The 26,317-nt window shown below is 70.1% G+C and carries 29 protein-coding genes and 1 tRNA gene; 17 read left to right on the top strand and 13 right to left on the bottom strand.

What is annotated here, in order from left to right; genetic code table 11:
• Positions 1–188 precede the first annotated feature (188 nt).
• Entirely contained in the window at positions 189–1,136 is a 948-nt protein-coding gene (locus FK268_RS03140) for an esterase/lipase family protein (protein WP_146431001.1), read from the top strand.
• On the opposite strand, the gene FK268_RS03135 is transcribed toward FK268_RS03140, so the two are convergent.
• The 4 genes from FK268_RS03135 to FK268_RS03120 all read right to left on the bottom strand — a co-directional run bounded on the left by FK268_RS03135 (position 1,106) and on the right by FK268_RS03120 (position 4,379).
• Positions 1,106–2,059 carry a cation diffusion facilitator family transporter gene (locus FK268_RS03135; protein ID WP_146430999.1) on the bottom strand — a complete coding sequence of 318 codons (954 nt, stop codon included), beginning with the start codon at positions 2,057–2,059 and terminating at the stop codon, positions 1,106–1,108. The two genes, FK268_RS03140 and FK268_RS03135, sit on opposite strands and share 31 nt — an antisense overlap.
• A gap of 84 nt (positions 2,060–2,143) precedes the next feature.
• Entirely contained in the window at positions 2,144–2,548 is a 405-nt protein-coding gene (locus tag FK268_RS03130; protein WP_146430997.1) for a RidA family protein, read from the bottom strand.
• A gap of 56 nt (positions 2,549–2,604) precedes the next feature.
• Positions 2,605–3,351: an IclR family transcriptional regulator gene (locus FK268_RS03125; protein ID WP_146430995.1), complete on the bottom strand. Its 747-nt coding sequence runs from the start codon at positions 3,349–3,351 to the stop codon at positions 2,605–2,607.
• The gene (locus FK268_RS03120) at positions 3,348–4,379 is read right to left on the bottom strand and encodes a sugar kinase (RefSeq protein ID WP_146430993.1); all 1,032 of its coding nucleotides are present in this window, start codon (positions 4,377–4,379) and stop codon (positions 3,348–3,350) included. The genes FK268_RS03125 and FK268_RS03120 overlap by 4 nt, the downstream gene beginning before the upstream one ends.
• 116 nt (positions 4,380–4,495) lie before the next feature.
• Between FK268_RS03120 and FK268_RS03115 the strand changes: the two genes are divergently transcribed.
• The 10 genes from FK268_RS03115 (at position 4,496) to FK268_RS03070 (ending at position 15,116) form a co-directional block, all read left to right on the top strand.
• Positions 4,496–5,752 (top strand): type III PLP-dependent enzyme domain-containing protein, encoded by a 1,257-nt coding sequence (locus FK268_RS03115; protein ID WP_231706891.1) that lies wholly within the window; start codon positions 4,496–4,498, stop codon positions 5,750–5,752.
• A gap of 9 nt (positions 5,753–5,761) precedes the next feature.
• On the top strand, positions 5,762–7,363 hold the full coding sequence (locus FK268_RS03110; RefSeq protein ID WP_146430991.1) for an N-acyl-D-amino-acid deacylase family protein: 1,602 nt from the start codon (positions 5,762–5,764) through the stop codon (positions 7,361–7,363).
• 2 nt (positions 7,364–7,365) lie between these two features.
• Complete coding sequence (locus FK268_RS03105) at positions 7,366–7,992, top strand: bifunctional 4-hydroxy-2-oxoglutarate aldolase/2-dehydro-3-deoxy-phosphogluconate aldolase (RefSeq protein ID WP_231706890.1); 627 nt, start codon at positions 7,366–7,368, stop codon at positions 7,990–7,992.
• 27 nt (positions 7,993–8,019) lie between these two features.
• The gene (locus FK268_RS03100) at positions 8,020–9,414 is read left to right on the top strand and encodes a GntP family permease (RefSeq protein WP_146430989.1); all 1,395 of its coding nucleotides are present in this window, start codon (positions 8,020–8,022) and stop codon (positions 9,412–9,414) included.
• Between the two features lie 154 nt (positions 9,415–9,568).
• Positions 9,569–11,209 (top strand): phosphoglucomutase (alpha-D-glucose-1,6-bisphosphate-dependent), encoded by a 1,641-nt coding sequence (gene pgm / locus FK268_RS03095; RefSeq protein WP_146430987.1) that lies wholly within the window; start codon positions 9,569–9,571, stop codon positions 11,207–11,209.
• Positions 11,210–11,253: 44 nt separating this feature from the next.
• Entirely contained in the window at positions 11,254–11,994 is a 741-nt protein-coding gene (locus FK268_RS03090) for a DsbA family protein (protein WP_146430985.1), read from the top strand.
• A gap of 87 nt (positions 11,995–12,081) precedes the next feature.
• Positions 12,082–12,154: transfer RNA gene (locus FK268_RS03085), tRNA-Ala, on the top strand.
• A 360-nt stretch (positions 12,155–12,514) separates the two neighbouring features.
• Positions 12,515–13,078, top strand: a complete 564-nt coding sequence (gene ahpC, locus FK268_RS03080; protein ID WP_146430984.1) for an alkyl hydroperoxide reductase subunit C — start codon at positions 12,515–12,517, stop codon at positions 13,076–13,078.
• 90 nt (positions 13,079–13,168) lie between these two features.
• Positions 13,169–14,746, top strand: coding sequence for an alkyl hydroperoxide reductase subunit F (ahpF, locus tag FK268_RS03075; protein ID WP_146430982.1), 1,578 nt, complete (start codon positions 13,169–13,171; stop codon positions 14,744–14,746).
• 124 nt (positions 14,747–14,870) lie between these two features.
• On the top strand, positions 14,871–15,116 hold the full coding sequence (locus tag FK268_RS03070; protein ID WP_146430980.1) for a DUF2630 family protein: 246 nt from the start codon (positions 14,871–14,873) through the stop codon (positions 15,114–15,116).
• A 13-nt stretch (positions 15,117–15,129) separates the two neighbouring features.
• Here FK268_RS03070 and FK268_RS03065 read toward each other — a convergent pair whose 3' ends face one another.
• Positions 15,130–15,642, bottom strand: a complete 513-nt coding sequence (locus tag FK268_RS03065) for a winged helix-turn-helix transcriptional regulator (RefSeq protein WP_146430978.1) — start codon at positions 15,640–15,642, stop codon at positions 15,130–15,132.
• A gap of 61 nt (positions 15,643–15,703) precedes the next feature.
• Between FK268_RS03065 and FK268_RS03060 the strand changes: the two genes are divergently transcribed.
• Positions 15,704–17,116, top strand: coding sequence for an MFS transporter (locus tag FK268_RS03060; RefSeq protein WP_158636027.1), 1,413 nt, complete (start codon positions 15,704–15,706; stop codon positions 17,114–17,116).
• Here FK268_RS03060 and FK268_RS03055 read toward each other — a convergent pair.
• Positions 17,031–17,495, bottom strand: coding sequence for an NUDIX hydrolase (locus FK268_RS03055; RefSeq protein ID WP_146430973.1), 465 nt, complete (start codon positions 17,493–17,495; stop codon positions 17,031–17,033). The two genes, FK268_RS03060 and FK268_RS03055, sit on opposite strands and share 86 nt — an antisense overlap.
• A 50-nt stretch (positions 17,496–17,545) precedes the next feature.
• Here FK268_RS03055 and FK268_RS24115 point away from each other — a divergent pair, with 50 nt between their 5' ends.
• From FK268_RS24115 to FK268_RS03045, 3 genes are all read left to right on the top strand, one after another.
• On the top strand, positions 17,546–17,719 hold the full coding sequence (locus tag FK268_RS24115) for a hypothetical protein (protein ID WP_158636026.1): 174 nt from the start codon (positions 17,546–17,548) through the stop codon (positions 17,717–17,719).
• An 87-nt stretch (positions 17,720–17,806) separates the two neighbouring features.
• Entirely contained in the window at positions 17,807–18,508 is a 702-nt protein-coding gene (locus FK268_RS03050; RefSeq protein ID WP_146430971.1) for a FadR/GntR family transcriptional regulator, read from the top strand.
• Positions 18,509–18,526: 18 nt separating this feature from the next.
• Entirely contained in the window at positions 18,527–19,369 is an 843-nt protein-coding gene (locus FK268_RS03045) for a sterol desaturase family protein (RefSeq protein WP_146430968.1), read from the top strand.
• Here FK268_RS03045 and FK268_RS03040 read toward each other — a convergent pair.
• On the bottom strand, positions 19,315–20,637 hold the full coding sequence (locus FK268_RS03040) for an MFS transporter (protein WP_231706889.1): 1,323 nt from the start codon (positions 20,635–20,637) through the stop codon (positions 19,315–19,317). The two genes, FK268_RS03045 and FK268_RS03040, sit on opposite strands and share 55 nt — an antisense overlap.
• Before the next feature lie 249 nt (positions 20,638–20,886).
• On the opposite strand from FK268_RS03040, the gene FK268_RS03035 reads away from it, so the two are divergent.
• Entirely contained in the window at positions 20,887–22,014 is a 1,128-nt protein-coding gene (locus FK268_RS03035) for a CopD family protein (RefSeq protein ID WP_146430966.1), read from the top strand.
• Positions 22,015–22,017: 3 nt separating this feature from the next.
• On the opposite strand, the gene FK268_RS03030 is transcribed toward FK268_RS03035, so the two are convergent.
• The 6 genes from FK268_RS03030 to FK268_RS03005 form a co-directional block, all read right to left on the bottom strand.
• Positions 22,018–22,818: a polysaccharide deacetylase family protein gene (locus FK268_RS03030; RefSeq protein WP_146431855.1), complete on the bottom strand. Its 801-nt coding sequence runs from the start codon at positions 22,816–22,818 to the stop codon at positions 22,018–22,020.
• Positions 22,819–22,826: 8 nt separating this feature from the next.
• Positions 22,827–23,516: a GNAT family N-acetyltransferase gene (locus FK268_RS03025; protein ID WP_146430962.1), complete on the bottom strand. Its 690-nt coding sequence runs from the start codon at positions 23,514–23,516 to the stop codon at positions 22,827–22,829.
• A gap of 27 nt (positions 23,517–23,543) precedes the next feature.
• Positions 23,544–23,936, bottom strand: a complete 393-nt coding sequence (locus tag FK268_RS03020) for an SRPBCC family protein (RefSeq protein ID WP_146430959.1) — start codon at positions 23,934–23,936, stop codon at positions 23,544–23,546.
• Positions 23,933–24,259: an ArsR/SmtB family transcription factor gene (locus FK268_RS03015; protein ID WP_146430956.1), complete on the bottom strand. Its 327-nt coding sequence runs from the start codon at positions 24,257–24,259 to the stop codon at positions 23,933–23,935. The genes FK268_RS03020 and FK268_RS03015 overlap by 4 nt, the downstream gene beginning before the upstream one ends.
• Positions 24,260–24,331: 72 nt before the next feature.
• Positions 24,332–24,775, bottom strand: a complete 444-nt coding sequence (locus FK268_RS03010) for a VOC family protein (RefSeq protein ID WP_146431853.1) — start codon at positions 24,773–24,775, stop codon at positions 24,332–24,334.
• 16 nt (positions 24,776–24,791) lie between these two features.
• The gene (locus FK268_RS03005) at positions 24,792–25,238 is read right to left on the bottom strand and encodes a helix-turn-helix domain-containing protein (protein ID WP_146430953.1); all 447 of its coding nucleotides are present in this window, start codon (positions 25,236–25,238) and stop codon (positions 24,792–24,794) included.
• Between the two features lie 76 nt (positions 25,239–25,314).
• On the opposite strand from FK268_RS03005, the gene FK268_RS03000 reads away from it, so the two are divergent.
• Complete coding sequence (locus FK268_RS03000; protein WP_193560231.1) at positions 25,315–26,301, top strand: hypothetical protein; 987 nt, start codon at positions 25,315–25,317, stop codon at positions 26,299–26,301.
• Positions 26,302–26,317 lie beyond the last annotated feature (16 nt).

Genomic DNA, 26,317 nt, shown 5'->3' with positions numbered 1-26,317 from the left:
CGACCGCGGGACGGTCCCTCTCCCGCGATCCTTACGGTGTACGCCTTTGCGAAGCCACACCGAATGTCGCATATGGGTAATTAGTCGGGAAACTGAGCATTGGTCACTGTCGGCCGAGGCTCGTCGAAGTGGAACAAGTTCTAAGATTTGCCCGCCCGGCGGGTATCGGTGGGCTACTTTCGGTGACCATGAACCTTCGTTTCGTCGTGCGCCGGGCGATGGTCGCGGCGGCCGGCGTCGCGATCCTGGTCGCGGCTCCGTCGACGGCGGCGCCGCTGCCCGAGAACTTCTCGTTCTTCGGCGGCATACCGTCGGAACTGACGAACCCGAACGGTTCGCTGCCCGGGACCAACGACTACACCTGCAGGCCGAGCGCCCGTCATCCCAACCCTGTCGTGCTCGTGCACGGCACGGGCGGCGGAGCGCAGACCAACTGGGGTGCCTATGCGCCGTTGCTCAAGAACAACGGCTACTGCGTCTTCTCCCTCACCTACGGCGCCGTGCCCGGCGCGCCCTGGCCGGCGAATCAGATCGGCGGGACGCGGCCGCTGGCGACGAGCGCGGAGCAGCTGAAGTCAACGGTGGAACGCGTTCTCGCGGCCACGGGCGCGACGAAGGTCGACCTCATCGGTCACTCCCAGGGCACGCTCATGCCGTCGTACTACGTCAAGATCCTCGGTGGCGCGGACAAGGTCGGGAAGTACGTCTCGCTCGCGCCTCTCTGGCGGGGGACCGGCGGCGACCTCGGCCGGGCCGCGTCGGTCTTCATCCGGGGCCTGAACGTGCCCGACCCCTACTTCCCGATCTTCGAGTCGATCGGCGACATGCTGCCGGGATCGCGCTTCCTCGACAAGATCTGGGCCGGCGGCACGCCCTATGCGCGCGGCGTCGAGTACACCAACATCTCCACCCGGTTCGACGAGCTGGTCCTGCCGTACACGAGCGGGCAGCTCGCCGGCCCGACGGGAACGAAGGTCACCAACATCGTCGTGCAGGACACGTGCAGCCAGGACTTCTCGGACCACCTGGCGATCGCGGGCTCGCGCCGGGCCGCCTACTTCGTGCTCAACGCGCTCGATCCGCAGCATCCGCGTCCGGTGCCCTGCTACGTGGTGCCGCCGTTCACCGGAGCCTGACCGGGGTAGGAATCGCCGTGCGGGTCGCCGCAGTGCTCCTCGGCCCCGTCGTGGTCGACCTGCAGCGTCGCGTGCTCGATGCCGTACTGGTCGTGGAGCATGCCGCTGATCTTCGAGCGCACGGCGTGGCAGTCCGCGCCGGGATCGACGAGGACGTGCGCCGACAACGCGGCCTGGCCCGAGGTGATCTCCCAGACGTGCAGGTCGTGCACCTCGGTGACCGACGGCACGGCGGCCACGTCGCGCCCGATGCGCGCCGGCTCAACCCCCTCGGGAGCCGCTTCGAGGAAGATCCGGCCCGACGCCCTGACCAGTCCCCAACCCGCCTTGAGCATCAGTGCCGCCACGACCAGGGCGGCGATCGCATCGGCTCGCCCCCATCCGGTCGCCCAGATGATCGCACCCGCGATGGCGGTGGCGATGAAGGCGTAGAGGTCGTTGAGGATGTGCTGGTACGCGCCCTCAACGTTGAGGCTGCTGCGATTCGCGCGCCGGATGCACCAGGTGGCGCCGAGGTTCACCACGCACCCGGCGAGCGCGGTGAGGAAGACGAGCCTGCCGTCGACGTCGGGCGGGGAGATCAGGCGCGAGACGCCCTCGTAGACGAAGAACGCCGCGAGGAGCAGGAGGGTGATCCCGTTGGCCTGTGCCGACAGGATCTCCACCCGCTTGAGGCCCCAGGTGTATCCGCCCTTCGCCGGCTTCGCGGCGATCCGGATCGCGACGAGTGCGAGCACGATCGCGGCGGCGTCCGTGAGCATGTGGGCGGCATCGGTGATCAGCGCGAGTGAACTCGCGATGATGCCGATGGTCACCTCGATGGCCATGAAGCCGACGAGCAGCGCGAGCGCGATGCTCAGCCACTTCTTGTCGGCGTCCGCGCTCAGGCCGTGATCGTGCCCCGCGTGGGAGTGCCCGCTCATGTCAGCCCCGATCGTCGTCCGATGAGATCACCGGACGACCATACATTGCAACATGCGCATATATCAATCGGGGTGTGGGGAACGTCAGTCGAGGACGGCGAGCGCGTCGATCTCCACGAGCATCACCTCGTGGGGCAGGTCGACGAAGACCGTGGTCCGGCAGGGGAGCGCGGCACCCTCGGGTACGTTCTCGGCGATGAACGCCCCGTACACCTCGTTCATCGGCGCGAAGTCGTCGCGCGTCGTCAGGTACACGCGGAACATCAGCACGTCGGCGACGGACGCCCCGCCGGCTTCGAGGATCGCCTTGACGTTCTCGAGCGTGCGGCGGGTCTGCTCCTTGACGTCGCCCTCGGCGATGTACTGGTTGGTGGCCGGGTCCATCGGTCCCTGGCCCGAGACCTGCAGCATGTTGCCGCGGCGCACGCCCTGGCTGAAGAAGTGGGCGGGGGCGGGCGCGTCGGTGGTGGAGACGGCGGTCGCGGTCATGATGATTCCTTCGTTCTCGGTGGGTGTTTCGGTGGTTCCCGGGTTCGCCGGGAGGTTCAGCGCGGGCGGTACCCGCAATCGCCGGAGATCGCCGCGCACGTCGTGCGCAGCGGCTCCAGCAGGTTCAGCAGTTCCTCGAAGGGCAGCACCACGTCGGGCACCGATACCGAGACCGCGGCCACGACGGAACCCGAGGCGTCCCGGACCGGCGCCGCGATGCAGTTGATCGACGGCTCGTTCTCCTCGCGATCCACCGCCCAGTCCTGTTCGCGGACCTTCGCGATCTCGTGCAGGTAAGCCTCGGGCTCGATGATCGTGTTCGGCGTGCGCAGGGTGAAGTCGATCCCCTGCACCAGAGGGCGGAGTTCGGTATCGGGAAGTGCCGCGAGCAGTACTTTGCCGACGGCGCTCGAGTTGAGATTGGCCTCCATGCCCACACGCGAGTACATGCGGATGAGGTCGCGCGATTCGAGCTTGTCGATGTAGACCACCGCATCGCCCTCGCGCGCGGCGAGGTGCGTCGTGCGGCCGTACTCGCGATTGAACGCGATCAGATGCGGTGCCGCGATCTCCTTGATGCTCCGCTGTTCCGAGGCGCGCGCCGCAAGGTCGAAGACGCGTGAGCCGAGGTGGTACCGGTGGACGTCGTCGTGATAGGCGAACCGCGCGTCGGTGAGGGGGCGCAACAGGCGCAGCACGGTGGTCTTGTGCACGCCGAGCTCGTCGGCCAGTTCGTCCAGGGAGGCCGGCCCCTCGCCGAGCAGGCGGAGGATCTCGAGTGCGCGGGTGAGGCTCTGGCTCATGGTGTCCGGCTCTCGCGCGGGGGAGGGAGGAGGGCATCGCCCACCCGCACCGCCTCGGGGGCGACGTGCGCCGTGGCCCAGGTGGCGTCGTCGCAGGAGAGGAGCGCCGCCATGGAATCAGCGGGGAGAGTGGCGAAATCGGCGCGCACCGTCAGGGTGGCGGCCGCGCCCGCGTGTCCGCGACGCAGGCACGTACGCAGATCCTCGCCGCGCGCGAGTCCGTGCAGGAAGCCGGCGGCGAAGGAGTCGCCCGCGCCCACGGGCTCGACCACGTCCACTGCGAGAGCGGGCACCGCGATCTGCGCACCGTCCCGGTCGACGGCGACGGCGCGCACCGCGCCGTCCTTCACCACGACGGTGTGCGGCTCGGGCAGAAGTGCGCGTACCCCGTCGGGGGTGCCGGTACTCAGGACCCGCTCGGCCTCGTCGGAGCCGACGAGCACGACGTCGGCGTACCGGGCCAGTTCGACGACGAGCGACGGGTCACCGTCCGGCCAGAGTTGTTCGCGCCAGTTCACGTCGAAGGTGACCGTCCCGGTGACGCCGGTCCGGTCACGGAGCAGGGCGCGCGCAAGCGCGGCGCACGACGGGGACAGGGCGGGCGTGATGCCGCTGGTGTGCACGATGCGCGCTCGCGCCAGCGCGACCGCGACCGCTGGGCGGGTGAGGAATTCGGGGCCCATCGCGGCGGCGGCGCTGCCCGCGCGGCGGTAGGTGCTGGCGGTGACGGGCTCGCCGGCGTCGTCGACGCCCTCGGTCTTGGCGTAGCGGCCGGTGAAGGCTTCATCGTCGACCTCCACCCCGTCGACGTGCACTCCGTGGGCCCGCAGGTGCTCGACGATCCGCCGCCCCTCGGCGTCGCCGCCGACGCGGCTGAGGAACGCCGTGCGCGTGCCCAGCACCGCGGTGCCCGCCGCGACGTTAGCCTCGGCGCCGCCGGCGTGCATCGCGGGCTCCGGTGCGTCGAGGTCCGCCGCGGCGACCAGTGCCAGCGGCTCCCCGAGGCACGCGATCCAAGCTCCAGTCACCCGTCGTGTCCGTCTTTCTCTCTCGTGGTTGTGCAGGTTCTGCGGCAATGCTAGCGTCTGTGACACGCATCACGCAACGGTGATTGCAATATACGCAACATAGCAGATTGGGAAGCATGATGGTCAACGGGAACGGTGCCCGGCCGGTGGAGCTGAGTGTGCTCGACAAGGCGGTGCCCGCGTGGGCGAACGGCATGACAACGGCCGATTTCCTCGCCCGCTCGCCCCGCTTGGCGGAGCTCTCGACGCCCGTGCTCGTGCTCGACCGGGCCGCGATGTCCGGCAACGTCGCCGAGTTCGCGCGCTGGACCGCCGCCCACGGCTTCGACCTCGAGCCCCACGGCAAGACCACCATGGCCCCCGCCCTCTGGCAGGAGCAGCTCGACGCCGGAGCCACGGCGATCACCGTCGCCAACCTGCCGCAGCTACAGGCCGCCGTCGCCACCGGATTCCGGAACCTGCACGTCGCCAACGCGATCGCCGATCCGGCCGGGATCCGCTGGCTGGGCGGGGCGCTCGACGCCGATCCCGCCCTCGAAGTCACCCTGTGGGCGGACGGGCTCGGCACCGTCGACGTGCTCGAGCGGGAGCTCTTCGACGCGACCCGGCAACCCACCGTGCTCGTCGAGCTGGGCGGCCCCGGCGGCCGCACCGGCGCCCGCACCGTCGACGAGGCCCACGCCATCGGTGAGCGCGTCGCCGCCTCCCCGCGCCTGCGCCTCGGCGGCGTCACCGGCTACGAGGGCGCCTTCGCGCACGACACCTCGGCCGCGGCGCTCGGCATCGTCGACGACTACCTGCGCACGCTGGCGGACCTGCACGCGCGCCTGCGCCCGCTGTACCCGGAGGGACGGATCGTCGTCTCCGCCGGGGGCAGCGCCTACTTCGACCGTGTCGCGGCAGTCCTCGGGAGCATCGACGACGCGCGGATCGTGGTCCGTTCCGGGGCGTACATCATCCACGACGACGGCTTCTACCGCGGCATCACGCCGTCGGGACGCGAGGCCGATGCCCCGCGGCTGCGGTCGGCCATGCACGTCTGGGCGCGCGTGATCTCCCGGCCCGAGCCCGGCCTGGCCCTCCTCGACGTGGGTCGTCGCGACGTCTCCTTCGACGAAGGCCTGCCCGAGCCGCAGGTCGCCGCCACGGGCCTCGGCGAGCCCTCGCGCCCGATCGACGCGGAGATCTCCGCCGTCAACGATCAGCACGCCTTCCTCCGTCTGCAGGCCGACGATCCGCTCGCGGTCGGCGATGTCGTCCGGCTCGGACTGAGCCATCCCTGCACCGTCTTCGACAAGTGGCGGGTCATCCCCGTCGTGGCCGACGACGGCGAGAACCCGCAGGTCGTCGACATGATCTCCACCCACTTCTAGAGGCGCGCCATGCACGAGACAGTCATCCGCGCCGCCACCGTCGTCGACGGCACCGAGGCGCCGCGCTACACCGCCGACGTCGCGATCGCCGACGGCGTGATCGCCGCGATCGGCACCGACCTCGGCCCCGCCCGCCGCGTCATCGACGCCGACGGCCTGGTGCTCAGCCCCGGATTCATCGATATGCACGCCCATTCCGACCTGCAGGTCCTGCTCAATCCCGAGCATCCGTCGCGGATCACCCAGGGCGTCACGTGCGAGGTGATCGGCCAGGACGGCCTGAGCTACGCACCCGTCTCCGACGAGACCCTCGCCGTGGTGCGGCGCCAGATCGCCGGCTGGAACACCGATCCGGAGGACTTCGACTTCTCCTGGCGCACCGTCGGCGAGTACCTCGACCGCCTCGACGCAGCCGGCACCGCCACGAACCTCGCCTACCTCGTGCCGCACGGGCTGCTCCGCGCGCTCACCCGGGGCTTCGACGACGGCGTCGCGTCCCCGGACGAGGTGGAGCGCATGCAGGGGATCCTGGCGCAGGGTCTGCGCGAGGGCGCCGTCGGACTGTCCACGGGCCTGACCTACACCCCGGCGATGTACGCAGACGACGCGGAGCTGGCCGCGCTGATGCGCACGACGGGCGAGCTGGGCGGCTACTTCTCGCCGCACCATCGCAGCTACGGCGCGGGTGCGATGGAGGCGTACGCCGAGATGATCGACCTGTCGCGGCGCACCGGCTGCCCCCTGCACCTCGCCCACGCCACCCTCAACTTCGGCCCGAACAAGGGCCGCGCCCCCGAGCTGCTGGCCCTGCTCGACGATGCCCTGGCCGCCGGTGCCGACGTCTCGCTCGACACCTACCCCTATCTGCCCGGCGCCACCACGCTGGCCGCGATCCTGCCCAGTTGGGCCGCGGCGGGCGGCGCCGATGCGACGCTGGATCGGCTGCGTGATCCCGATGCGCTGGCGCGGATCCGGGAGCACCTCGAGCTCACCGGATCCGACGGCTGTCACGGCGTGATCGCGGAGTGGGAGACGATCGAGATCAGCGGCGTCGGCACCGATGCGCTGGCCGGGTACGTGGGCCGGACCGTCGCCCGGATCGCGGCCGACGAGGGCCGCGATCCGTTCGACGTCTGCATCGGCATCCTCCTCGACGATCGGCTCGCGACCGGGATCCTGCAACACGTGGGGCACGAGGAGAACGTCCGCGCCATCATGCGGCATCGGACCCACACCGGTGGCAGCGACGGCCTGCTCGTCGGCGGCAAGCCCCATCCGCGAGCGTGGGGCACCTTCGCCCGCTACCTCGGCCACTACAGCCGCGACCTGGGGCTGATGAGCCTCGAGGAGTGCGTGGGCCACCTCACGGGTCGTCCCGCCCGTCGCCTCCGCCTGGTCCGACGGGGCCTGGTCCGCGAGGGCTACGCCGCCGACCTGGCGCTCTTCGACCCCGACGCGGTGATCGACCGCGCCACCTACGACGCCCCGCGCACGCCCGCCGCGGGCTTCACCCACGTCTTCGTCCGCGGTGTCGCCGCGCTCGACGACGGCACCCTCACCGGCGCGCTCGCGGGCGGCGCGCTGCGACTGACCAACGAAGGGGTCCTCTGACCGTGAACGACGAATCCGGCCTGCTCGACGCACTGGCCGCCGACCGCGCACTCACCGTGGTGCGCGCTCCCGAACTCCCCGACGCCGCGGCGCTGTGTCGCGCGCTCGCCGACGGCGGGATCCGCACCGTCGAACTGACTTTCACCACGCCCGGCGTGCTCGGACACCTCGAACGGGCGGCCTCCGTCGAGGGGACGAACCTCGGCGTGGGCACCGTCCGGTCCGCGGCGCAGGCCCGTGACGCCGTGAACGCCGGAGCCCGGTTCCTCGTGACCCCCGACGTCAACGAGGAGGTCGCGCAGGCCGCCCGGGACCTGGGGGTCCCCGTCTTCCTCGGCGCCCTGACGCCGACCGAGGTCGCCCGCGCGGCCGCGCTCGGCTCGGTGGCGGTGAAGATCTTCCCCGCCCGCGCCTTCGGGCCGGGCTACCTCAAGGATCTGCACGGTCCGTTCCCCGGCCTGCCGCTGCTGCCGTCGGGCGGCGTCAGCGAGGCCAATGCCCGCGAGTTCCTGGGCGCCGGCGCCGTCGCCGTCTGCGCCGGCACGTCCGTCGTGCCCCCTGACACCGTCGCCGCCGGCGACTGGGCCGACATCACCACCCGCGCCGCCCGGTTCGTCGCCGCGCTGTAGTCCCTTCCAGAAACGGAGAACCTCCCCATGTCCTCGGCCATCCACTGGCTGCAGCACGACACCGGGGGTCTGCTGACCCTCGCCGCGGTGTCGATCGCGGTCCTGCTGTTCCTCATCATCAAGGTCAAGCTCGAACCCTTCATCGCGCTGATCATCGTCTCCGTCGGGCTCGCGCTCGTGGCGGGCGTCTCCGTCGAGAAGCTCGTCGGCTCGCCGCAGAAGGGAGCCGCCCAATCGATCCTGGAAACGGGATTCGGCGGCATCCTCGGGCACATCGCACCGATCATCGGCCTCGGCACCGTCCTCGGTGCGATCCTGGAACGCTCCGGCGGTGCCGACGTGCTCACCAGTTGGCTGCTCAAGCTGTTCGGTCCCAAGGGCGCTCCGCTCGCCATGGGCGTCACGGGCCTGATCCTCGGCATCCCGGTGTTCTTCGACATCGGCATCTTCATCCTGGCGCCGCTCGTCTACGTGGCCGCCAAGCGCGGCGGCAAGTCGCTGGTCATGTACGCCCTACCGATGCTGGCGGGCCTGTCCATGACGCACGCCTTCCTGCCGCCGCACCCGGGCCCCGTCGCCGCGGCGGGTCTGCTGCACACCTCGTTGGGCTGGATCATCGTCATGGGCCTCGTCTGCGGCATCCCGGCGTGGTTCGCCTCGGGCGTGGTCTGGGGCACCTGGATCGGTAAGCGTGTGATCGTCGACGTGCCCGAGGAGTTCGTCCCGGAGGAGGAGCACGCCAGCAAGGATCGACCGTCGCTGGCGCTGATCGCGTTCATCATCGCCGTGCCGATGCTGCTGATCCTGGGCGGCACCTTCGGTTCGGTCTGGCTCACGCAGGGCACCAAGCCCTTCTCGATCCTCGTCTTCCTCGGCACGCCGGCCATCGCGCTGACCATCGCCGTGGTGCTCGCCTTCTACCTGCTGGGCATCCGGCGCGGCATCAACGCCAACCAGCTCGCGGAGATGACGGGCGCCGCGCTCAAGCCCATCGGCATGATCCTGCTGGTGGTCGGCGCGGGCGCCCTGTTCGGTGCGGTCCTGCGCGCGACGGGCGTCGGTACGGCGCTCACGGAGTCGATGTCGAACCTGGGGCTGCCGCTGATCGTGACGGCGTACCTCGTCAGCTGCGCGTTGCGCATCGCCCAGGGCTCGGCGACGGTGGCCATCACGGCCACCGCCGGCATCATCGGAGAGACGGTCGCGGCCGGGAACTACTCGCAGGCGCAGATCGCGCTGATCGTCATCGCCATCTCGGCGGGATCGATCATCCTCAGCCACGTCAACGACGGCGGCTTCTGGATCGTCGCGAAGTACTTCAACATGACGGTCAAGCAGACCCTGATGACCTGGTCGGTGCTCGAGACGATCCTGTCGGTGGTGGGCTTCGCGATGGTGCTCATCGTGTGGGCGATCGTCTGAGTCCGGCCGCGGCGCCGTGACGGTCCTCACCGTTCCGGCGCCGCGGCCCGCGCGGTGCGCGGTTTATCCCGCGCGGAACCTGTTCCGGCGTTACGTTGGACGCCCGGGCCGCGCGATCCGCGGCCGCGTTCCGTCAGTGTGAGGTGGACTGAAGATGGCTCATACGCGTGCCGGACTGCCGGCTCTTCCCGCGGACCTGATCGACGTCGAAGCCGTTCGGGCCGCGTACTATTCGGTCGCGCCGGACCCCGGTGATCCGGACCAGCGGGTCGCCTTCGGAACGTCGGGCCACCGCGGGAGCTCGCTCAACGGCAGTTTCAACGACGGGCACATCGCGGCCACCACGCAGGCGATCGTCGAGTACCGGGCGGCGCAGGGGATCCGGGGGCCGCTGTTCCTCGCGAAGGACACGCACCTGCTCTCGGATCCGGCGTGGGAGACGGCGGTCGAGGTGCTCGCCGCGAACGGCGTCGACACCCTCATCGATCACGATGACCGGTACACCCCGACCCCGGCCCTGAGCCACGCGATCCTCACCTTCAACCGGTCCCACTCCGGCGTGGAGGCCGACGGCATCGTCGTCACCCCGTCGCACAACCCACCTGCGGACGGCGGCTTCAAGTACAACCCGCCGTCCGGCGGGCCCGCGGACACCGATGCGACCGGTGTCATCGCCGCCCGCGCCAACGAGATCCTCGAGGGCGGACTCCGCGAGGTCCGCCGCATCCCGCTCGCGCAGGCGCTGGCTTCGGACGCGGTGCAGCGCTTCGACTTCCTCGACTCGTACGTCGGCGACCTGCCCTCGGTCCTGCATCTGGACCGGATCCGAGACGCGGGCGTCCGCATCGGGGCAGACCCGCTGGGTGGCGCCGCCGTCGGCTACTGGGGCGCCATCGGCGATCGCTTCAACCTCGACCTGACCGTGGTGAACCCGACCGTCGACCCGCAGTTCGCATTCATGACGCTCGACACCGACGGCAAGATCCGGATGGACTGCAGCTCGCCGAACGCGATGGCCTCGCTCATCGCGAACAAGGACCAGTACGACATCGCGACCGGCAACGACGCGGACTCGGACCGCCACGGCATCGTCACGCCCGACGGCGGGCTGATGAACCCGAACCACTATCTCGCCGTCGCCATCGACTACCTCTTCGCCTCACGCAACGGTTGGCGCGATGATGCGGCCGTCGGCAAGACGCTGGTGAGCTCGTCGATGATCGACCGCGTGGTCGCCGAGCAGCAGCGGAAGCTGCTCGAGGTCCCCGTCGGATTCAAGTGGTTCGTCCCGGGCCTGCTCGACGGCAGCGTCGGATTCGGCGGCGAGGAGTCCGCCGGCGCGTCCTTCCTGCGGCACGACGGCTCGGTGTGGACGACCGACAAGGACGGCATCATCATGGCCCTCCTCGCCTCGGAGATCCTCGCCGTCACCGGGAAGAGCCCGTCGCAGCACTTCGCGGTGCTGGCCGAGCAGTACGGCGTTCCGGCCTATGCGCGCACCGACGCGCCCGCCGGCCGCGAGCAGAAGGCCGTGCTGTCGAAGCTCTCGCCCGACCAGGTGCCCGCCGACGAACTCGCGGGGGAGCCGATCACGGCCAAGCTCACCCGCGCCCCCGGGAACGGTGCGCCGATCGGCGGCCTCAAGGTGACCACGGAGAGCGCCTGGTTCGCCGCGCGCCCGTCGGGCACGGAGGACGTCTACAAGATCTACGCGGAGTCCTTCCGCGGCGCCGAGCATCTCGCCCAGGTGCAGGCCGAGGCGAAAGCCCTCGTCGACGGTGTGCTCGGGGGATAGCGGCCTGACCTGGTAACTCTGCGATTGCCGCTATTGTGGTCGGCGTGAGCAAGGGTAAGAACGCGAAGTACGTTCCCGCGAAGCAGTCCAACACCATGACCTACGTGCTGGGCGGCATCGCCGTCCTGGTCGTGATCGTGGTCGTCATCGGCGGTGTGCTGTTGATGAGCAAGAACGAGGGCACACCCGCCGACAAGGCGCAGGCCGCGATCGACAAGGCCACCCCCGTCTTCGTGCTGGGCAAGGAGGACGCGCCCACGAAGCTGACCTTCTTCGAGGATCCGTACTGCCCCGCCTGCGGCAACATGGAGCGCCAGTACGGCGAGCAGATCACCAAGGCCGTCGAGGACGGCAAGCTGCAGATCAAGTTCTTCATGCTCTCCTTCCTGAACCGCAGCAGCCCGTCGGGCGACTACTCCGACCGCGCCGCCGGTGGCCTGCTCGCCATCGCGAAGTCCTCGCTGCCCGGCGACCAGAAGCAGAAGGCGTGGATGGGCGCGCACACCGCGATGTACGCCAACCAGCCCGAGGAGGGCAAGGGCGACAAGACCAACGCGGAGATCGCGACGGTCCTCGCCGACGGTGCGAAGGCCAAGGGCGTGGAGCTCCCCGCCGACGTGACCGCGGCGATCCGCGACGGCAAGTACTCCGTGGAATCGGCCCAGAACGCCGGCGCCGGCAGCAAGCTGATGCAGGACATCGGAAGCACCGGCACGCCCACCGTCGTGCATAACGGCGACAAGCTCACCGTGCAGGGCGACTGGCTGACCCCGCTCCTCAAGTAAACAGTCGCTGACCAGCCGATTTGGTGCACGCCAACTGGCTCCTGTAATGTTCTCCGGGCGGGAAACCGCAGGTGAACAACCGAATACGGGGCTATGGCGCAGCTGGTAGCGCACCACACTGGCAGTGTGGGGGTCAGGGGTTCGAGTCCCCTTAGCTCCACAGAGAAGAACCCCTTCGGCTTCGGCCGGAGGGGTTCTTTCGTGTTGCCGGTCGGACCGAAAATGACGATGCGATGTGTCCGAGGGAACACCGAGCCCGCCGGCGTCCGCCCGCGCCCTCGATGGGGCCCGAATTACTGGTGTGACCTGCAGTGATAGAACGGGTCCGCGGTGTGTGGGTGTCCATCGATCGCGCTCGTGATGAGAATCACCTCTCTGTGATTGCGCTGCGACACCGCTCCTGCCAGCGACGATAGGTAACTGTGATCGGTGTTCGAGGATGAATCGATTTGTCCGATAAATCGGCCGGACCTAATCTCGATTGCGAACCCACAGGTACCCGAACGAAACGAGGACGCACGTGTCGCTGATCAACAAGCAGATCAAGCCCTTCACCGCTGAGGCATTCAAGGACGGCAACTTCGTCACCGTCTCCGACCAGGACATCGCCGGCAAGTGGGCCGTCTTCTACTTCTACCCGGCCGACTTCACGTTCGTCTGCCCGACCGAGCTCGGCGATCTCGCGGATCACTACGAGGAGCTGCAGGCCCTGGGCGTCGAGGTCTTCTCGGTCTCGACCGACACCCACTTCACGCACAAGGCGTGGCACGCCTCGTCGGACACCATCGCCAAGATCAAGTACGCGATGATCGGCGACCCGAGCCTGCAGATCAGCACCGACTTCGAGGTGCTCCGTGAGGGCCAGGGCCTGGCCGACCGCGGCACCTTCCTCGTTGATCCCGACGGCGTCGTCCAGTTCACCGAGGTCACCGCCGAGGGCATCGGCCGCAACGCCGCCGAGCTCGTCCGCAAGGTCAAGGCCGCCCAGTACGTGCGCTCGCACCCGGGCGAGGTCTGCCCGGCCAAGTGGGAAGAGGGCGCCGAGACCCTCGCTCCCTCGCTGGAGCTCGTCGGCAAGATCTAGTCGCCTCAGCGACGACGGGGCGGGACTCACCTCCCGCCCCGTCGTCGCTGAACCCATCGTTCGCGTCTTCCTGGAGGGAACCGGATCACCATGCTCGAAGCCTCGCTCGCCACTCAGCTCAAGGGCCTGCTCACCAACGTCACGATGCCGGTCGAGCTGGTCTCGACGCTCGACGACGGCCCAAAGTCGGCCGAACTCGCGGAGTTGCTCGACGAGATCGCGGGCATGTCCGATCACATCCATCACGACCGGACCGGTGACGATTCGCGCACCCCGTCGTTCCTGATCCGCCGCGCCGGCACCGACATCGCGGTGCAGTTCGCGGGCATCCCGCTGGGGCACGAGTTCTCTTCCCTGGTGCTCGCGCTCCTCCAGGTGGGCGGTCACCCGTCGAAGGAGGCCGCCGACCTGCTCGAGCAGGTGCGCGACCTCGAGGGTGATTACCACTTCGAGACCTACTTCTCGCTCTCGTGCCAGAACTGCCCCGACGTGGTGCAGGCGCTCAACCTCATGGCGGTCCTCAATGCGCGGATCACTCACACCGCCATCGACGGATCGCTGTTCCAGGACGAGGTCGACAGCCGCCGGGTGATGGCCGTGCCGACCGTCTTCGTCAACGGTGAGCTCTTCGACTCGGGCCGGATGACCCTCGAGCAGATCGTCGGCAAGCTCGACGACGGCGCCGCCGAGCGCACCGCCGCCACGCTGGCCGAGAAGGACCCGTTCGACGTCCTCGTCGTCGGCGGCGGCCCGTCGGGTGCGACCGCCGCGGTCTACGCGGCCCGCAAGGGGATCCGCACGGGCGTCGTCGCCGAGCGCTTCGGCGGCCAGGTGCTCGACACGATGGCGATCGAGAACTTCACCTCGGTCAGCTACACCGAGGGCCCGAAGTTCGCCGCCGAGCTCGAGAACCAGGTCCGTCAGTACGACGTGGACATCATGAACAACCAGCGCGGCGCGAAGCTGACCCGCGACGACGAATCCGGCATGATCTCGGTCGATCTGGTCAGCGGAGCGCAGCTGAGCTCGCGCACCGTGGTGATCTCGACCGGCGCCCGGTGGCGTTCGATGGACGTGCCCGGCGAGGCCGAGTACCGCAACAAGGGCGTCACGTACTGCCCGCACTGCGACGGCCCGCTGTTCAAGGGCAAGCGCGTCGCCGTGATCGGCGGCGGCAATTCGGGTGTCGAGGCCGCGATCGACCTCGCCGGGATCGTCGCCCACGTCACGCTCATCGAATTCGATTCCGAGCTGCGTGCCGATCAGGTGTTGCAGCGCAAGCTCCGCAGCCTGCCCAACGTCGAGGTTCTGGTCAGCTCGATGACCACCGAGGTCGTCGGCGACGGCACCACGGTGACGGGCCTGAACTACAAGAGCCGCACCACCGACGAGGCGCACACGCTGGAGCTCGACGGCGTCTTCGTCCAGATCGGCCTGTTGCCGAACACGGAGTGGCTCGAGGGAACGCTGGAACTGAGCGCGCGCGGCGAGATCGTGGTCGACGAGGCCGGACGTACCTCGCTCCCCGGCGTCTTCGCTGCGGGCGACTGCACCACGGTGCCGTTCAAGCAGATCGTCGTCGCCGCCGGCTCGGGCGCGACCGCGGCGCTGAGCGCCTTCGATCACATCATCCGCACGGACGTGCCGACGGACGCCGCCACGGTCTGACGCGACACGACGACGAGGGGCCGGGCCACGCGGCCCGGCCCCTCGTCGTCGCAACGGCTGCGGTGCGCGACAGCGCACCCCTCCGTGGCCCGCGCGTTCCGCCGATCAGTGGCAGGATCGGACCATGACCGACGACGCCATCCACACCCGGATCGATTCGCTCATCGCGGAGGAGCATGAGCTGCGGAGCAGGCTCGGCGCGGGCGAGATCAGCGAGAGCGAGGAGCACGCGCGGCTGCAGGTCCTCGAGACCCAACTCGACCAGGCCTGGGACCTGCTCCGGCAGCGTCGCGCCCGGCGCGAGTTCGGCGAGAACCCGGATGAGGCCGCCACCCGGTCGGCGAACACCGTGGAGAACTACCGGAACTGACGTCGGGGCGCGATCAGGGAATCGGTACCAGCATCCGGTGCCGTTCGCGCAGCGCGACGGCGACCGGATCGTCGCGGCGCCGCGGGTTGGGGCCGTCACCCGGGCGTGAATCCAGGTCGCGCACCGCCGGAACGAGGCCGCACCGCGGGCACAGACCGGACTCCTCCAGGTCGGTCCCGCAGGTGGCGTGCGCGAAGATCCGCGCGGGGAAGTCGGCGTCGAGGTGGCGGCGCCCCCAGCGGATGAGGCTGAAGAGCGTGGGCCACAGCTCCTCGCCGGCCGGGGTGAGCTGGTACTCGACGGTGCGCCCCACCTTGCGGCGGGTCACCACGCCGGCTCCCACCAGGGTGTCGAGCCGGTCGGTGAGCACGCCGCGGGAGACGTCGAGGTGTTCGAGCAGGTCACTGAAGTGCCGCACGCCGTAGAACAGGTCGCGCAGGATGAGCATCGTCCACCGCTCGCCGATCACCTCGAGCGCCCGCGCCAGATGGCAGGGCTGCGCCTCGTACCCCGTCCCTAGAGCCATAACCCCAGCATAGCGCGAATGAGTCTTGTGATCAGACTCGAAGTGAGCGATGATGAGTCTCATGACAAGACTGGAAACGGGGTACGAGCGGGTTCTCGTCACCGTCGCGGCGAGCACCCTCCTGGCGATGCTCGCCTACGCCGGTCCGCTCGGCAACGCCGTCACGCTCAACGGGGCGCTGCGCGCCGGGCCCGCCGCAGCCACGTGGATCCTCGCGTCGATGAGCGTCGGACTCGCGGCAGCGCTGGTCACGGCAGGTGTCGTCGCAGACCGCATCGGCCACCGCCGGGTCTTCCTGGCCGGCGCCGCCGTCTTCGTCGCGGCGAGCCTCGCGTGCGCGGCGGTCGGCTCGGCGCCGTTGTTCGTGGGCGCCCGGATCCTCGCCGGCGTCGGTGCGGCGGGCATGATCGCTACCGGTCTGGGCCTGGTCGCCGCGGTGAGCGAGCACGACGGGCACCGCGCCCGCACGGCCGTGTGGTGGAGTTCCTCGATGGGCGCGGGGATCGCGCTCGGGCCCGTCCTGACCGGCCTCCTCGACCTGGCGGGCGCGTGGCGCCTCTACTACGTGCTGCTCGCGGCGGGCGGGGCGCTCCTGTGGTGGGCGGCGCGCCGGATTCCCGCGCGCCCACCGCACAACCCGGACCGGCCGCTCGACATCGTGGGCTTCGTCCTGCTCACGGGCGCGCTCGCGGCGGCGGTCGCGGCACTCGTCGAGGCGCGGGCCGGGGCGGGGGGACCGGCGGCGATCCTCGGAGTCGCGGCGGTCCTAATCTCCGCGGCCCTCGTCGTGAGCCAGCGCCGCGGCGCCGCCCGACTCGTCGACCCGGCACTGTTCCGCCGCCAGCGGTTCCTCGCCGCTACCGTCGCGGCGTTCGGTACCGGTATCGGCGTGATCTCCGCGATGTCCGTCGCCGCCACCTTCGTCGTCCGCGGTCTCGGCCTGAGCACGCTGCAGGCGGGCGGCCTGCTCGCGCTGTGGGCGGGCACGAGTGCCGTCGCGGCACTGGGATTCTCGCGCCTGGCGGGGGTTCTGTCGGGCCGCACGCACCTGGTGGGCGGTCTCGCCGGTGTAGCGCTGGGGCTGCTCCTCACCACGGGCCTGTCCGACGGTGCCTCCCCGGTGCGCCTCGTGCCGGGCCTGGTGGTCGCCGGAATCGCCTCGGGGCTGCTCAACACGGGCCTCGCACGCGAGGCGATCGCGAGCGTGCCGGCCGGCGACGCCGCCATGGGGAGCGGCGCGAACAACACTGCGCGCTACGTGGGTTCCGCGCTGGGGATCACGATCGCCGGCCTGCTCGCCGCGGGTGTCGACGCGGTCGCCGGCTGGAACCACATCGCGCTGGCCGCGGCGGGGGTATCCGTCGTGTGCGCCGCTGCGGCCGCCGCCCTCACTCGGGGTGCAGGTGCGCGCGCAGGCGTTCCAGGAACACCGACTGCGCCTTCACCAGTTTCGCCGCGGCATCGTCGAGGCTGAACCAGCCCGCCCGGTCGATCTCCGGGAAGCTCCGCATCCGACCGGACCCGCGGGGCCATTCGAGCTCGAACTCGTTGGAGGAGATCGACGTCGCATCGAAGTCACCCTCCCGGGCGAAGACCGTCACCGTTTTGCCGCCGGACTGTCGCACGGAGCCGAGCGCGACGGCGGGGCCGGACGGCGCGGGGGAGCCGAGCTCTTCCGCGAACTCCCGTTCCGCAGCGGCGAGGGGCTCCTCGTCGGTGTACAGGCCCTTCGGGATCGACCAGCCGTGTGTGTCCTTCCGCGCCCAGAAGGGTCCGCCCATGTGCCCGATGAGTACCTCGATCGCCCCGTCGAGGCGGCGATACAGCAGAAGTCCGGCACTGGTCGTCGTCACTCTTCGCAGCGTAGCCTCGAAGAACGGGAGTTCCACCGGAGGGAGTCGCGATGTCCGAGATCAGGCACGCGAAGGAGCGTGTCCAGCCCGCTGGGGACGCGGTGCGGGTCTCCACAGTGCTGCCCGACGGCGAGGTCCTCGCGATCCCGGTGGAGCCACTCGGTCGGCAGCACGACGCGCAGCGGCTCGCCCGTGCTTCGGTGCGCCCTCCCCACACGGACTGACTCCATCGACGGCCCTGCACGGTCGGCCGTGCGTCAACTGGTCCAACCAGTTGACCAGATATCGGATGGCGTGCCAGACTGCGACGCATGGACGTCACTCCGATCACGCGGACCGCGATCTCCGACGAGGTGCTCGCGCGCATCGTCGACGAGATCCTGTCCGGCCGCCTCGCGCCGGGCGATGCGCTTCCCGCGGAGCGCGACCTGGCCGAACGCTTCGGGGTGAACCGCCATGCTGTCCGCGAGGCGCTCAAGGGCGTACGACAGGCAGGGCTGGTCCACATCGCGCAGGGCGGTAAGACGCGCGTGCTCGATTGGCGCGAGAGCGCCGGGCTGGACGTCCTCAGTGCGGTCGCCGGCGCGGGTGTCGTCCCGCCGCTGCGCGTGCTGCGGGACGTCACCGAGATGCGGCGCACGATCGCCGCCGACGCCGCGCGCCTCTGCGCCGAACGGGCCACTCCGGAGCAGAAGGCGGCGATCGTCGCGCTTGCCGAGGGGTACCCGGACGGCGGGTACGCCGCCGACGCGGCGTTCTGGACCGCGGTCGTCGACGGCTCGGGCAATCTCGCCTACCGCCTCGCGCTCAACACGCTGCTCGCCGGCATGCGGGGAGTGGGGGAGCAGGCCTTCGGCTCCCTCGGGCTCGACGGTGAGCTGCTGGACAGGCAGGCACACCTGGACCTCGCAGCGAGCATTGCGCAGGGCGATGCCGACGCGGCGCACGCCAGGACCTCAACACTGTTGGCGGGCATCGTCTCCGCCCTCGACGCCGCTGCGGCGGACTCCTAGAAAGTCACAGGTACCACCGTGTTCGACCTCATCCGTGCCGCCATACCGGTGTTCGTGCTCTGCCTGGTGCTCGAGTACCTCTCGTTCCGCTTCCTACCGGACGACGACGAACTCGGCTACGACCTGCGTGACTCCCGGACCAGCCTGACGATGGGCATCGGGAACGTGATCATCAACCTCGGGTGGAAGCTCGTCGTGCTCGCCGCCCTCGCGGGCGCGTACCTCCTGGCGCCGGTGCATCTCCCGGCGACGAACCCGCTGACCTGGCTGCTGCTCTTCCTCGCCGACGACCTCGCGTACTACTGGTACCACCGCACCCATCACACCGTGCGGGTGCTGTGGGCGAGCCACGTGGTGCACCATTCGAGCAGGTTCTACAACCTCTCGACGGCGCTGCGACAGACGTGGACGCCCTTCAGCGCGCTGCCCTACTGGATCCCGCTCGCCCTGATCGGGATCCCGCCGTGGATGATCCTGCTGCAGCAATCGGTCAGCCTGCTGTACCAGTTCTTCATCCACACCGAGCGGGTCGGGAAGCTCTGGCGGCCCGTCGAACTCGTGATGAACACACCGTCGCATCATCGCGTGCACCACGGTTCGAACGCCGAGTACCTGGACCGCAACTACGGTGGCATCCTCATCGTCTGGGACCGCCTGTTCGGGACCTTCGAGCCCGAGGGGCAGCGGGTGCGGTTCGGCCTGACGAAGAACATCGACACCCACAACCCGCTGCGCGTGGCGACGCACGAGTACACCGCCATCTGGCGGGACGTCCGTGCGGCGGACTCCTGGCGGGACCGGTGGGGCTACGTGGTGAAGGGGCCGGGCTGGTCGCCGGTTTCCGCAGCCGCCGTCGACTGACGGCGCGTGAGTGCCACGTTGGCCAGGCCCGCGCTCAACACGATCAGGGTGGCGATGAGCGGCGTGCACTGCGCCACGCCGGTGCCGAACCGCTCCGCGAGTTCGCCGTTCACGGCGGAGGCGAGCGACTGGCCGAGGATGATCGCGGAGCCGAGGATCGTCATGACGGTGGCGGAGCGCCCCCGCGGAGATCGGGCGGCACCCAGGCTGAACTCGGTGACCAGCGTGGGGCCGACGCCGATCCCTGCCACCGCGAGGCCTGCGACCAGCCAGGGGAGCGACGGGGCCACGGCGATGAGCGCGGCACCCGCGACCATCGCCAGGGCGAAGGCCACCCATCGAGCAGCGAGCGTGAAAGCGTCGGGCAGGAGGGCGGATCCGAGTGCCAGCGCCGCGGAGCCGACGCCCATCACCCCGTAGAACAGGCCCGCCGATTCGGCGTTGCCCGCATCGCGCATGAAGGCCGTGAGACCGGTCAAGGTCGAGCCGAAGAACAGTCCCACGCCGAAGACTCCGGCGACGACGGTGACCAGTGCGGGGTTGCGCAACTCCCGCGCGGGTGCCTGATCGATGGTGCCGGCGGCGTGCTGCTCAGTCGCGCGGCCCGTGGGGTGCAGGGCGAAGGCTCCCACGAAGAGGACTGTGAGCACTGCCGCTCCCACCATCGGCGCGGCAGGTGACAGGGTGGTCGCCAACAGCCCGACGATGACCGGCCCGAAGACGAAGATCACTTCGTCCGCGGCGGATTCGTACGCCATCATCGAGAGCAGCGTGCGCCCGCGGCGGCCCTCCGGCAGCCTCGTGGTGATCATGGTGACCACCCGGCTACGGGACATCGGCCCGACCTGGGGCGCGCTCGCGCCGACGAGAGCGGCGGCGCAGAGGACGGCCCACCCCGGCAGTGGGCTGAAGACGACCCACGCCATGAGGAGCAGCGCGAGGCTGTTGACGGCACCCGCTGCGAGCACCGCGCGGCGCTGGCCGAACCGGTCCGCGGCCGCCCCGACGAGCGGTCCGACTGCGGCGGAACCGATCCCGACCATCGCCGAGCTGAGGCCGCCGAAGGCCAGCGAGTCCCGGCCCGCCACGACGAGGGTGAGGACGCCGACCACCATCATCGCGAAGGGCAGCCGTGCGACCAGGGCGATGGGGAAGTACGTCGGTCCCGCCACGGACAGCATGGTCGGCCCGGATGTCTCGTCCACCCGGTCGGGCCGCGTGCCGGCGGCTTCGGTGGGGGAGGGTTCGTGGGACATGGTGGCGGTCACCGTCTGGGGCCTTTCCGCGGTCATCGCCGCATCGCTCGACGTGCCGCCTTGGATGCCCGCAGGCCGTGCCAGGTAGATACACGGATGTTCGCTGCGGCAGTGGCCGCAGCCGAAACATCCTATCAATTATCGGCTGCGGTCGTCACTCACGGAGAAGCGGACATCTTGTCGAAGCTAACAAATCCCCTGGTGGGGTGGTGTTGTGTCCGATTGGTCACACCGGATAAGTAAGGCTAGTCTCACTCGACTATGACGAGCCTTACCTTGCATCTCGCGGCGTCCGCTCCGGCCGCCCCTCCGCTGTGGCGCGTTCTCACGCAGGTGGGGTACTTCGGTGCGCTCGCGTTCGCGGGTGGTGCGTTCCTCGCCCTCGCGTATCTCCTCCCGCGGCCCGCCCGGGGCGGCGCCGCGGAGAACAGTCTCCGCGCTCTCCTCGTGCCCATCGCGGCTTTCACCGTGATCGCCGGATACGCGCAGTACGCGGGCCGTATCGCGCGATCGAAGCTCGGGTACTCCTTTGCGGAGTCGCTGTCCCCGGGCCGGTTCGGCGCCTACCTCGACCTGCCCGCGGAGAAGGGGGCCTGGATCTCGGGACCGGTGATGGCGACGATCCAGCTGGGCCTCTTCGTCCTCGCCGCCGCCCTGCTCGTGGTGCTCCGCGGGCTGCGCGGCCGATCGATGGCGGTCACCGCGGGCGTGGGTTTCGCCCTCGTCCTGCTCGCCGCCACCGCACCGAGCCTCACGTCGTCGGTGGTCGGCATGGACGCCGCGGCCAACCGGGTGCTCAAGCTCGCGCACATCCTGGCGTGCGTCATCTGGCTCGGCGGACTCTTCGTGCTCGCGGCGGCGGGCCTGCGTGCCCGCCGCTCCGGGATCGACGGCGCCGGCGCCTTCGAGCGCATGTGGGTGCGGTTCAGTGCCTGGGCGATGGGCGCGGTGATCGCCGTGGGCGTGAGCGGGCTCTGGCTCACCTGGGTGCACGTGGGCTCGTTCGCACAGTTCGTCACCACGCCCTACGGGCGGTACCTCTCGATCAAGCTGATCCTCGTCGCCGCGATGGTCGGCGCGGGCGCCTACAACGTGCGGGTCCTCATCCCCGCCATCAAGCGGGCGCGTCTCGCCGGCGACGACGACACGGTGATCCGCCTCGCCCTCCATCACTTCCCGAAGGTCGTCGCCGCCGAAGCCGTGGCCGGCGTCGGGGTCCTGCTCATCGTTCCGTTCCTGTCCGGATCGGCGCGCAAGCAGGCCGACGGGGCCGCCGCCGGTCCGTTCGACTGGGAGACCTTCGGGATCGGAGCGCTCCTGGTGGCACTGCTGATCGCCGCGTGCACGGCGGCGGTGCGGGTCGGTGAGCGGCGCGCCGTCGCCGCGTGAGCGCTACCGCCCCGGTGCCTGCAGAACGTCGGCGAGTGTGACGAGCTGCAGGTTCCGGGACCGGATGATTTCGGTGAGCTGCCCGTAGACGTGCGTGACCGGCGCGTGGTTCGCGTGCCCGATCACGATCGCCTGCTCCCGGAAGTACTTGCGGGCGCACTCGAGCAGGTACTTCTCGGTGATGAGGCCGGAGTCCGACAGTGAGCCGTACCAGAGGGTCGGGACCGTGTAGCCCAGGTCGGCCGCCACCGCGTCCACGGCGGCGTTCCGATAGCCGAACGGCGGGCGGTAGAAGGGCGTCCCGTCGACCCCGAAGTTCTGGCGGAGGAAGTCCTTGGTGCGCTGCAACTCCCGCGCCACGCCCTGCCCGCCGAGCGAGACCAGGGAGGGATGACTCCAGGTGTGATTGCCCAGCTGCACCTGCCCGGAGTCGACCAGCGGCCGCAGGATGTCCCGGTGCGCCGTCCATCCGTCGAAACTGCCGGTGACGAAGAAGGTCAGGCGGGCTCCCGTATCGCGCGCGAACCGCGCGTACGCGCCCACCACGTCGGCGTCGGCACCGTCGTCGACGGTCAGTGCCAGGTTGCGGCCCGGGCCGGGGAGGTGCGTGATGGGCGCCGAGGGGATCGCGGTGCGGGGCGTGCCCGGAGCCGGCGGACCGAAGGGCTTCGACGGTGTGGGCGGTGCCGGCGGAGCGCTCGACTTCCCGCCGCCGTTCGGGCTCGCGGTCGTCTCGGTCGCGCATCCGCCCAGGGCGCCGACGGTGCCGGCGGCCAGCAGAGCGAGCAGGGCGCGGCGATCGATCCGCGGGTTCACCGGCCGGCCCCGACGTGAACGACCTCGAGCGGGACGGTGCTCGTGTGGACGAAATCCATCGACTCGTAGAGCCGCTGCGCCGGATTGTCGTCCGAGGTGTGCAGGAAGGGCCTCTCGCCGCGCTCGCGGATGCCGTGGGCCACAGCGCGGATCAGGCGTGAGGCGAGGCCGCGGCCGCGCGCCTCGGGCGCGGTGCACACGGCGCTGATCTCGGTCCACCCGGTCGGGTGCATGCGTTCGCCGGCCATGGCGATGAGAGCCCCGTCGGAGTCGCGGATCCCGAGGTACGTGCCCAGGTCGATGGTGTGCGGGAGGAAGGGGCCGGGCTTGGTGCGCTCGACCAGTGCCGTCATCTCGGCGACGTCCTCGCGCGTGAGCCGGACGGCCTCCGGTTCCGGCGCGGTGTCGATCGCGCCGCCGTCGTACTGGACCAGCCCGATCGTCTCGCGCACCGTCCAGCCCGCGGGGAGTGCGCTCGCCCGGTCGCGGAGCAGTGCGATCCTGTCCGGACCGGCGAGCCGGGCGACGTCGGCGTAGTCCTCGCCGGTGAGCTCGCGCGGGTGGCCGAAGAAGACCGAGACGTCCGGCCGGTACCGCTGGATCCTGCCGCTGACCTCGCGGAACCGGGCGTGCGGCCCGGAGAGTGAGGCGTTCACGGGATCGCTCAGGACGCATTTCTCGGTCACCCGTCGATCATTCCAGACGCCTGCGGACTACGCCTGCGCGGCGACCGTCGCCAGGCGCGGCAGCACCGTGTCGCGCCAGCCCGGTCCCATCCGCTCGAAGGCCGCGGCCATCCGCTTGTCGTCCAAGCCGAACCCGCTGTGCTCGAGGAAGACGCGGGTGCCGCGGCCTTCGGCGCGCAGCGTCCAGGTGAGCGTCCATGCGGTGGTGAAGGTGTAGACGAAGCGCCTCGGTGGCTCCGACTCCAGCACCCGGCAGGGCTGCGCGCCGAAACCGGGCATGTCGAGCGTGAACTCGTGCCCTACCTCCGGGGAGATGTCGCCGTCCGCCCACCATCGACGTACCAACTCGGGCTCCGTGAGGGCGCGCCACACCGAGGCCGGTGTCGCAGCCACGAACTGATCGAGTGAGATCGTGCTCATTCCAACTCCTCGGCGACGTCGGCGAGCGCGGACAGCCGTGCGCGCCAGAATTTCTCGAACGGATGCAACCACTCGCCGAGCTCCGCCAGCGGTTCTGCCGTGAGTCGGTAGATCCGGCGGCGGCCGTCGGGGGAGTCCGTCACCAGTCCGGCGTCGCGGAGCACCTTGAGATGCTCCGCGATCGACGGCCGGCTGAGCGCGAACTTCTCGCTGAGCTCCCCCGCGGCGAGCGGGCCCGTCCGCAGGATCTGCAACAACTCGCGCCGGACGGGATTCGCGAGCGCCAGGAAGACGCGGTCGACGTTGTCCGTCTCGGTGGTCACGGCGTCCACGATATGTCGGAGATCTCCGACGTATCAACTCCTCCCGACGCTTCGAGTGATCGAGATGTCGATTCAGTCGAAGCTGACGCCCTCGAAGTCCTCGGGCGTGTACTCGCGGGCCTCCACCAGCACCATCCAGTTGCCCGAGTTGTCGCGCATCAGGGCTTCGACGCCGTACGGGCGCTCCTCGGGAGGCTGGATGAACTCGACGCCCTTGGCCGTCAGTGCCTCGTACGTCGCGCGGCAGTCGTCGACGGCGAGCCCCAGGCCGGGGAGGCCGCCGTCGGCCTGCGCCCGCTGCATCGCGGCGATGAGATCGTCCGAGAGCGGCTTCGACGGGGTCGTGAGGTGGATCTGCAGCTCCGGCTGCGCTGGGTGACAGACGGTGACCCAGCGGAAATCCGGGCCCATGGTGATGTCGTCCTTGGGCTCGAAGCCGAGGATCTCGGTGTAGAACTTCAGGGATTCGTCGAGGTCTTTGACCCACACCGATACGAGCGAGATGTTCTTGATGATCGTCATGTCGTCGACACTAGGCGGGCTCCGCCGGCGGCGGCTTCTCCTCGATTGCGGAGCCGTGCCGCTCCGCCAGACCCGCCATGAAGACGAAGCAGCTCGGGATCCGCGGCGCACCGTCGGACCACCGGGCCCGGAACTGCGTGGGCGACTCGCCCACCAACTCCCGGAACCGGCTGCTGAACGACCCGAGGCTCGTGAAGCCCACGGCCGTGCAGATCTCGGTCACCGTGAGATTGGTGGCGCGCAACAGGTCCTGGGCGCGTTCGACGCGGCGACGGGAGAGGTGTTCGGCGGGGGAGACGCCGTAGGTCGCGACGAAGAGCCGCTGGAAGTGGTACTTGCTGATCCCCGAGATCGCCGCTAGCGCGGCGAGGTCGAGCGGCTCGGAGAAGTTGCGGTCGGCGTGATCCCGCGCCCGCCGCAGGTGGGGAAGCAGGTCGTCTGAGGCGCGCACCGTCACCGGGATCACCTCCGCGCTCGCTCAATGAGTGGAATCCCCGCTGATCCTCTCACCTCGCGCCCTACGATGGGCGGCTATGGACCTCAAGGGCATCGTCACCACACCGCTGCGCGTCGTCTTCTCCACGGCCGACGCCGCGATGTCGGCGGTCGAGGGCGGCGTGGCCGTGACTCGTTTCGCCGTGCAGAACGTCGAGTCGGAGGTGAGCAACGCGCTCCACGTCGACGCGGAGGTCAGCTCCGTCACGCCCATGCAACTGCTGCAACGCCTGGCGCAACTCCTCGAACCGGATCGACCCGTGGGCATCATCCTCTCCCGCGGCGGGCCGCTGGATCGCGTCCTCAAGCCCGGCGGGGTCGTCGACCGGCTCACCGAGCCCGGCGGCATGCTCGAGAAGCTCACCGCCCCGGGCGGGCTCCTCGATCAGGCCACCAAGGAGGACAGCCCCGTCACCCGGCTGACCACGGAAGGGGGCCCGCTGGATCGGCTCACCCGGCCCGGCGGCGTCGTCGACCAGATCACGGAGTCCGAGGGCGTCCTCGAGCGTCTCACCTCCGAGGGCGGCGTGATCGACAAGCTCACCGCGCCCGACGGCGTGCTCGAGAAGCTGATGTCCAAGGACGGTGTGCTGGACAAGCTCACCGAGAAGGGCGGCGTGCTGGACAAACTGGCCGCCAAGGACGGTGTCCTGGACAAGCTCACCGGCCAGGACGGCCTCATCGACAAGCTCACCGAGCCGGGCGGGGTGATCGACCGCGCGATCGCCGACGGCGGCATCGTCGACCAACTGCTCGGCCAGGAGGGCGCCATCGAGCGCGCGATCGCCCCCGGTGGCACGCTGGACGCCGTCTCCCAGCTGCCCGACGTCGTCGCCGAGCTGAATGAGGCCGTCGCGCTCATGACCGCCGCCGTGAACCCCATGAGCGACCTGGTCAACCGCCTGCCCAAGCGCATCCTCAAGGGCAGGGAGGGGCGCGAGCCCCGGCGCGGCGCCGGGTCGTACGACGGTGCCCCGCCCGCCCGCGCCGACGGCGCACCGTCGGACGGGCCCGAGCTGATCTGAGCGCTCCGGGTGACCG

It is taken from the genome of Tsukamurella sputi, from assembly GCF_007858445.1.
Classification (GTDB): Bacteria; Actinomycetota; Actinomycetes; order Mycobacteriales; family Mycobacteriaceae; genus Tsukamurella; species Tsukamurella sputi.
The sequence above is the reverse complement of the archived record's forward strand: the minus strand, read 5'-3'. Positions and strand labels throughout refer to the sequence as shown.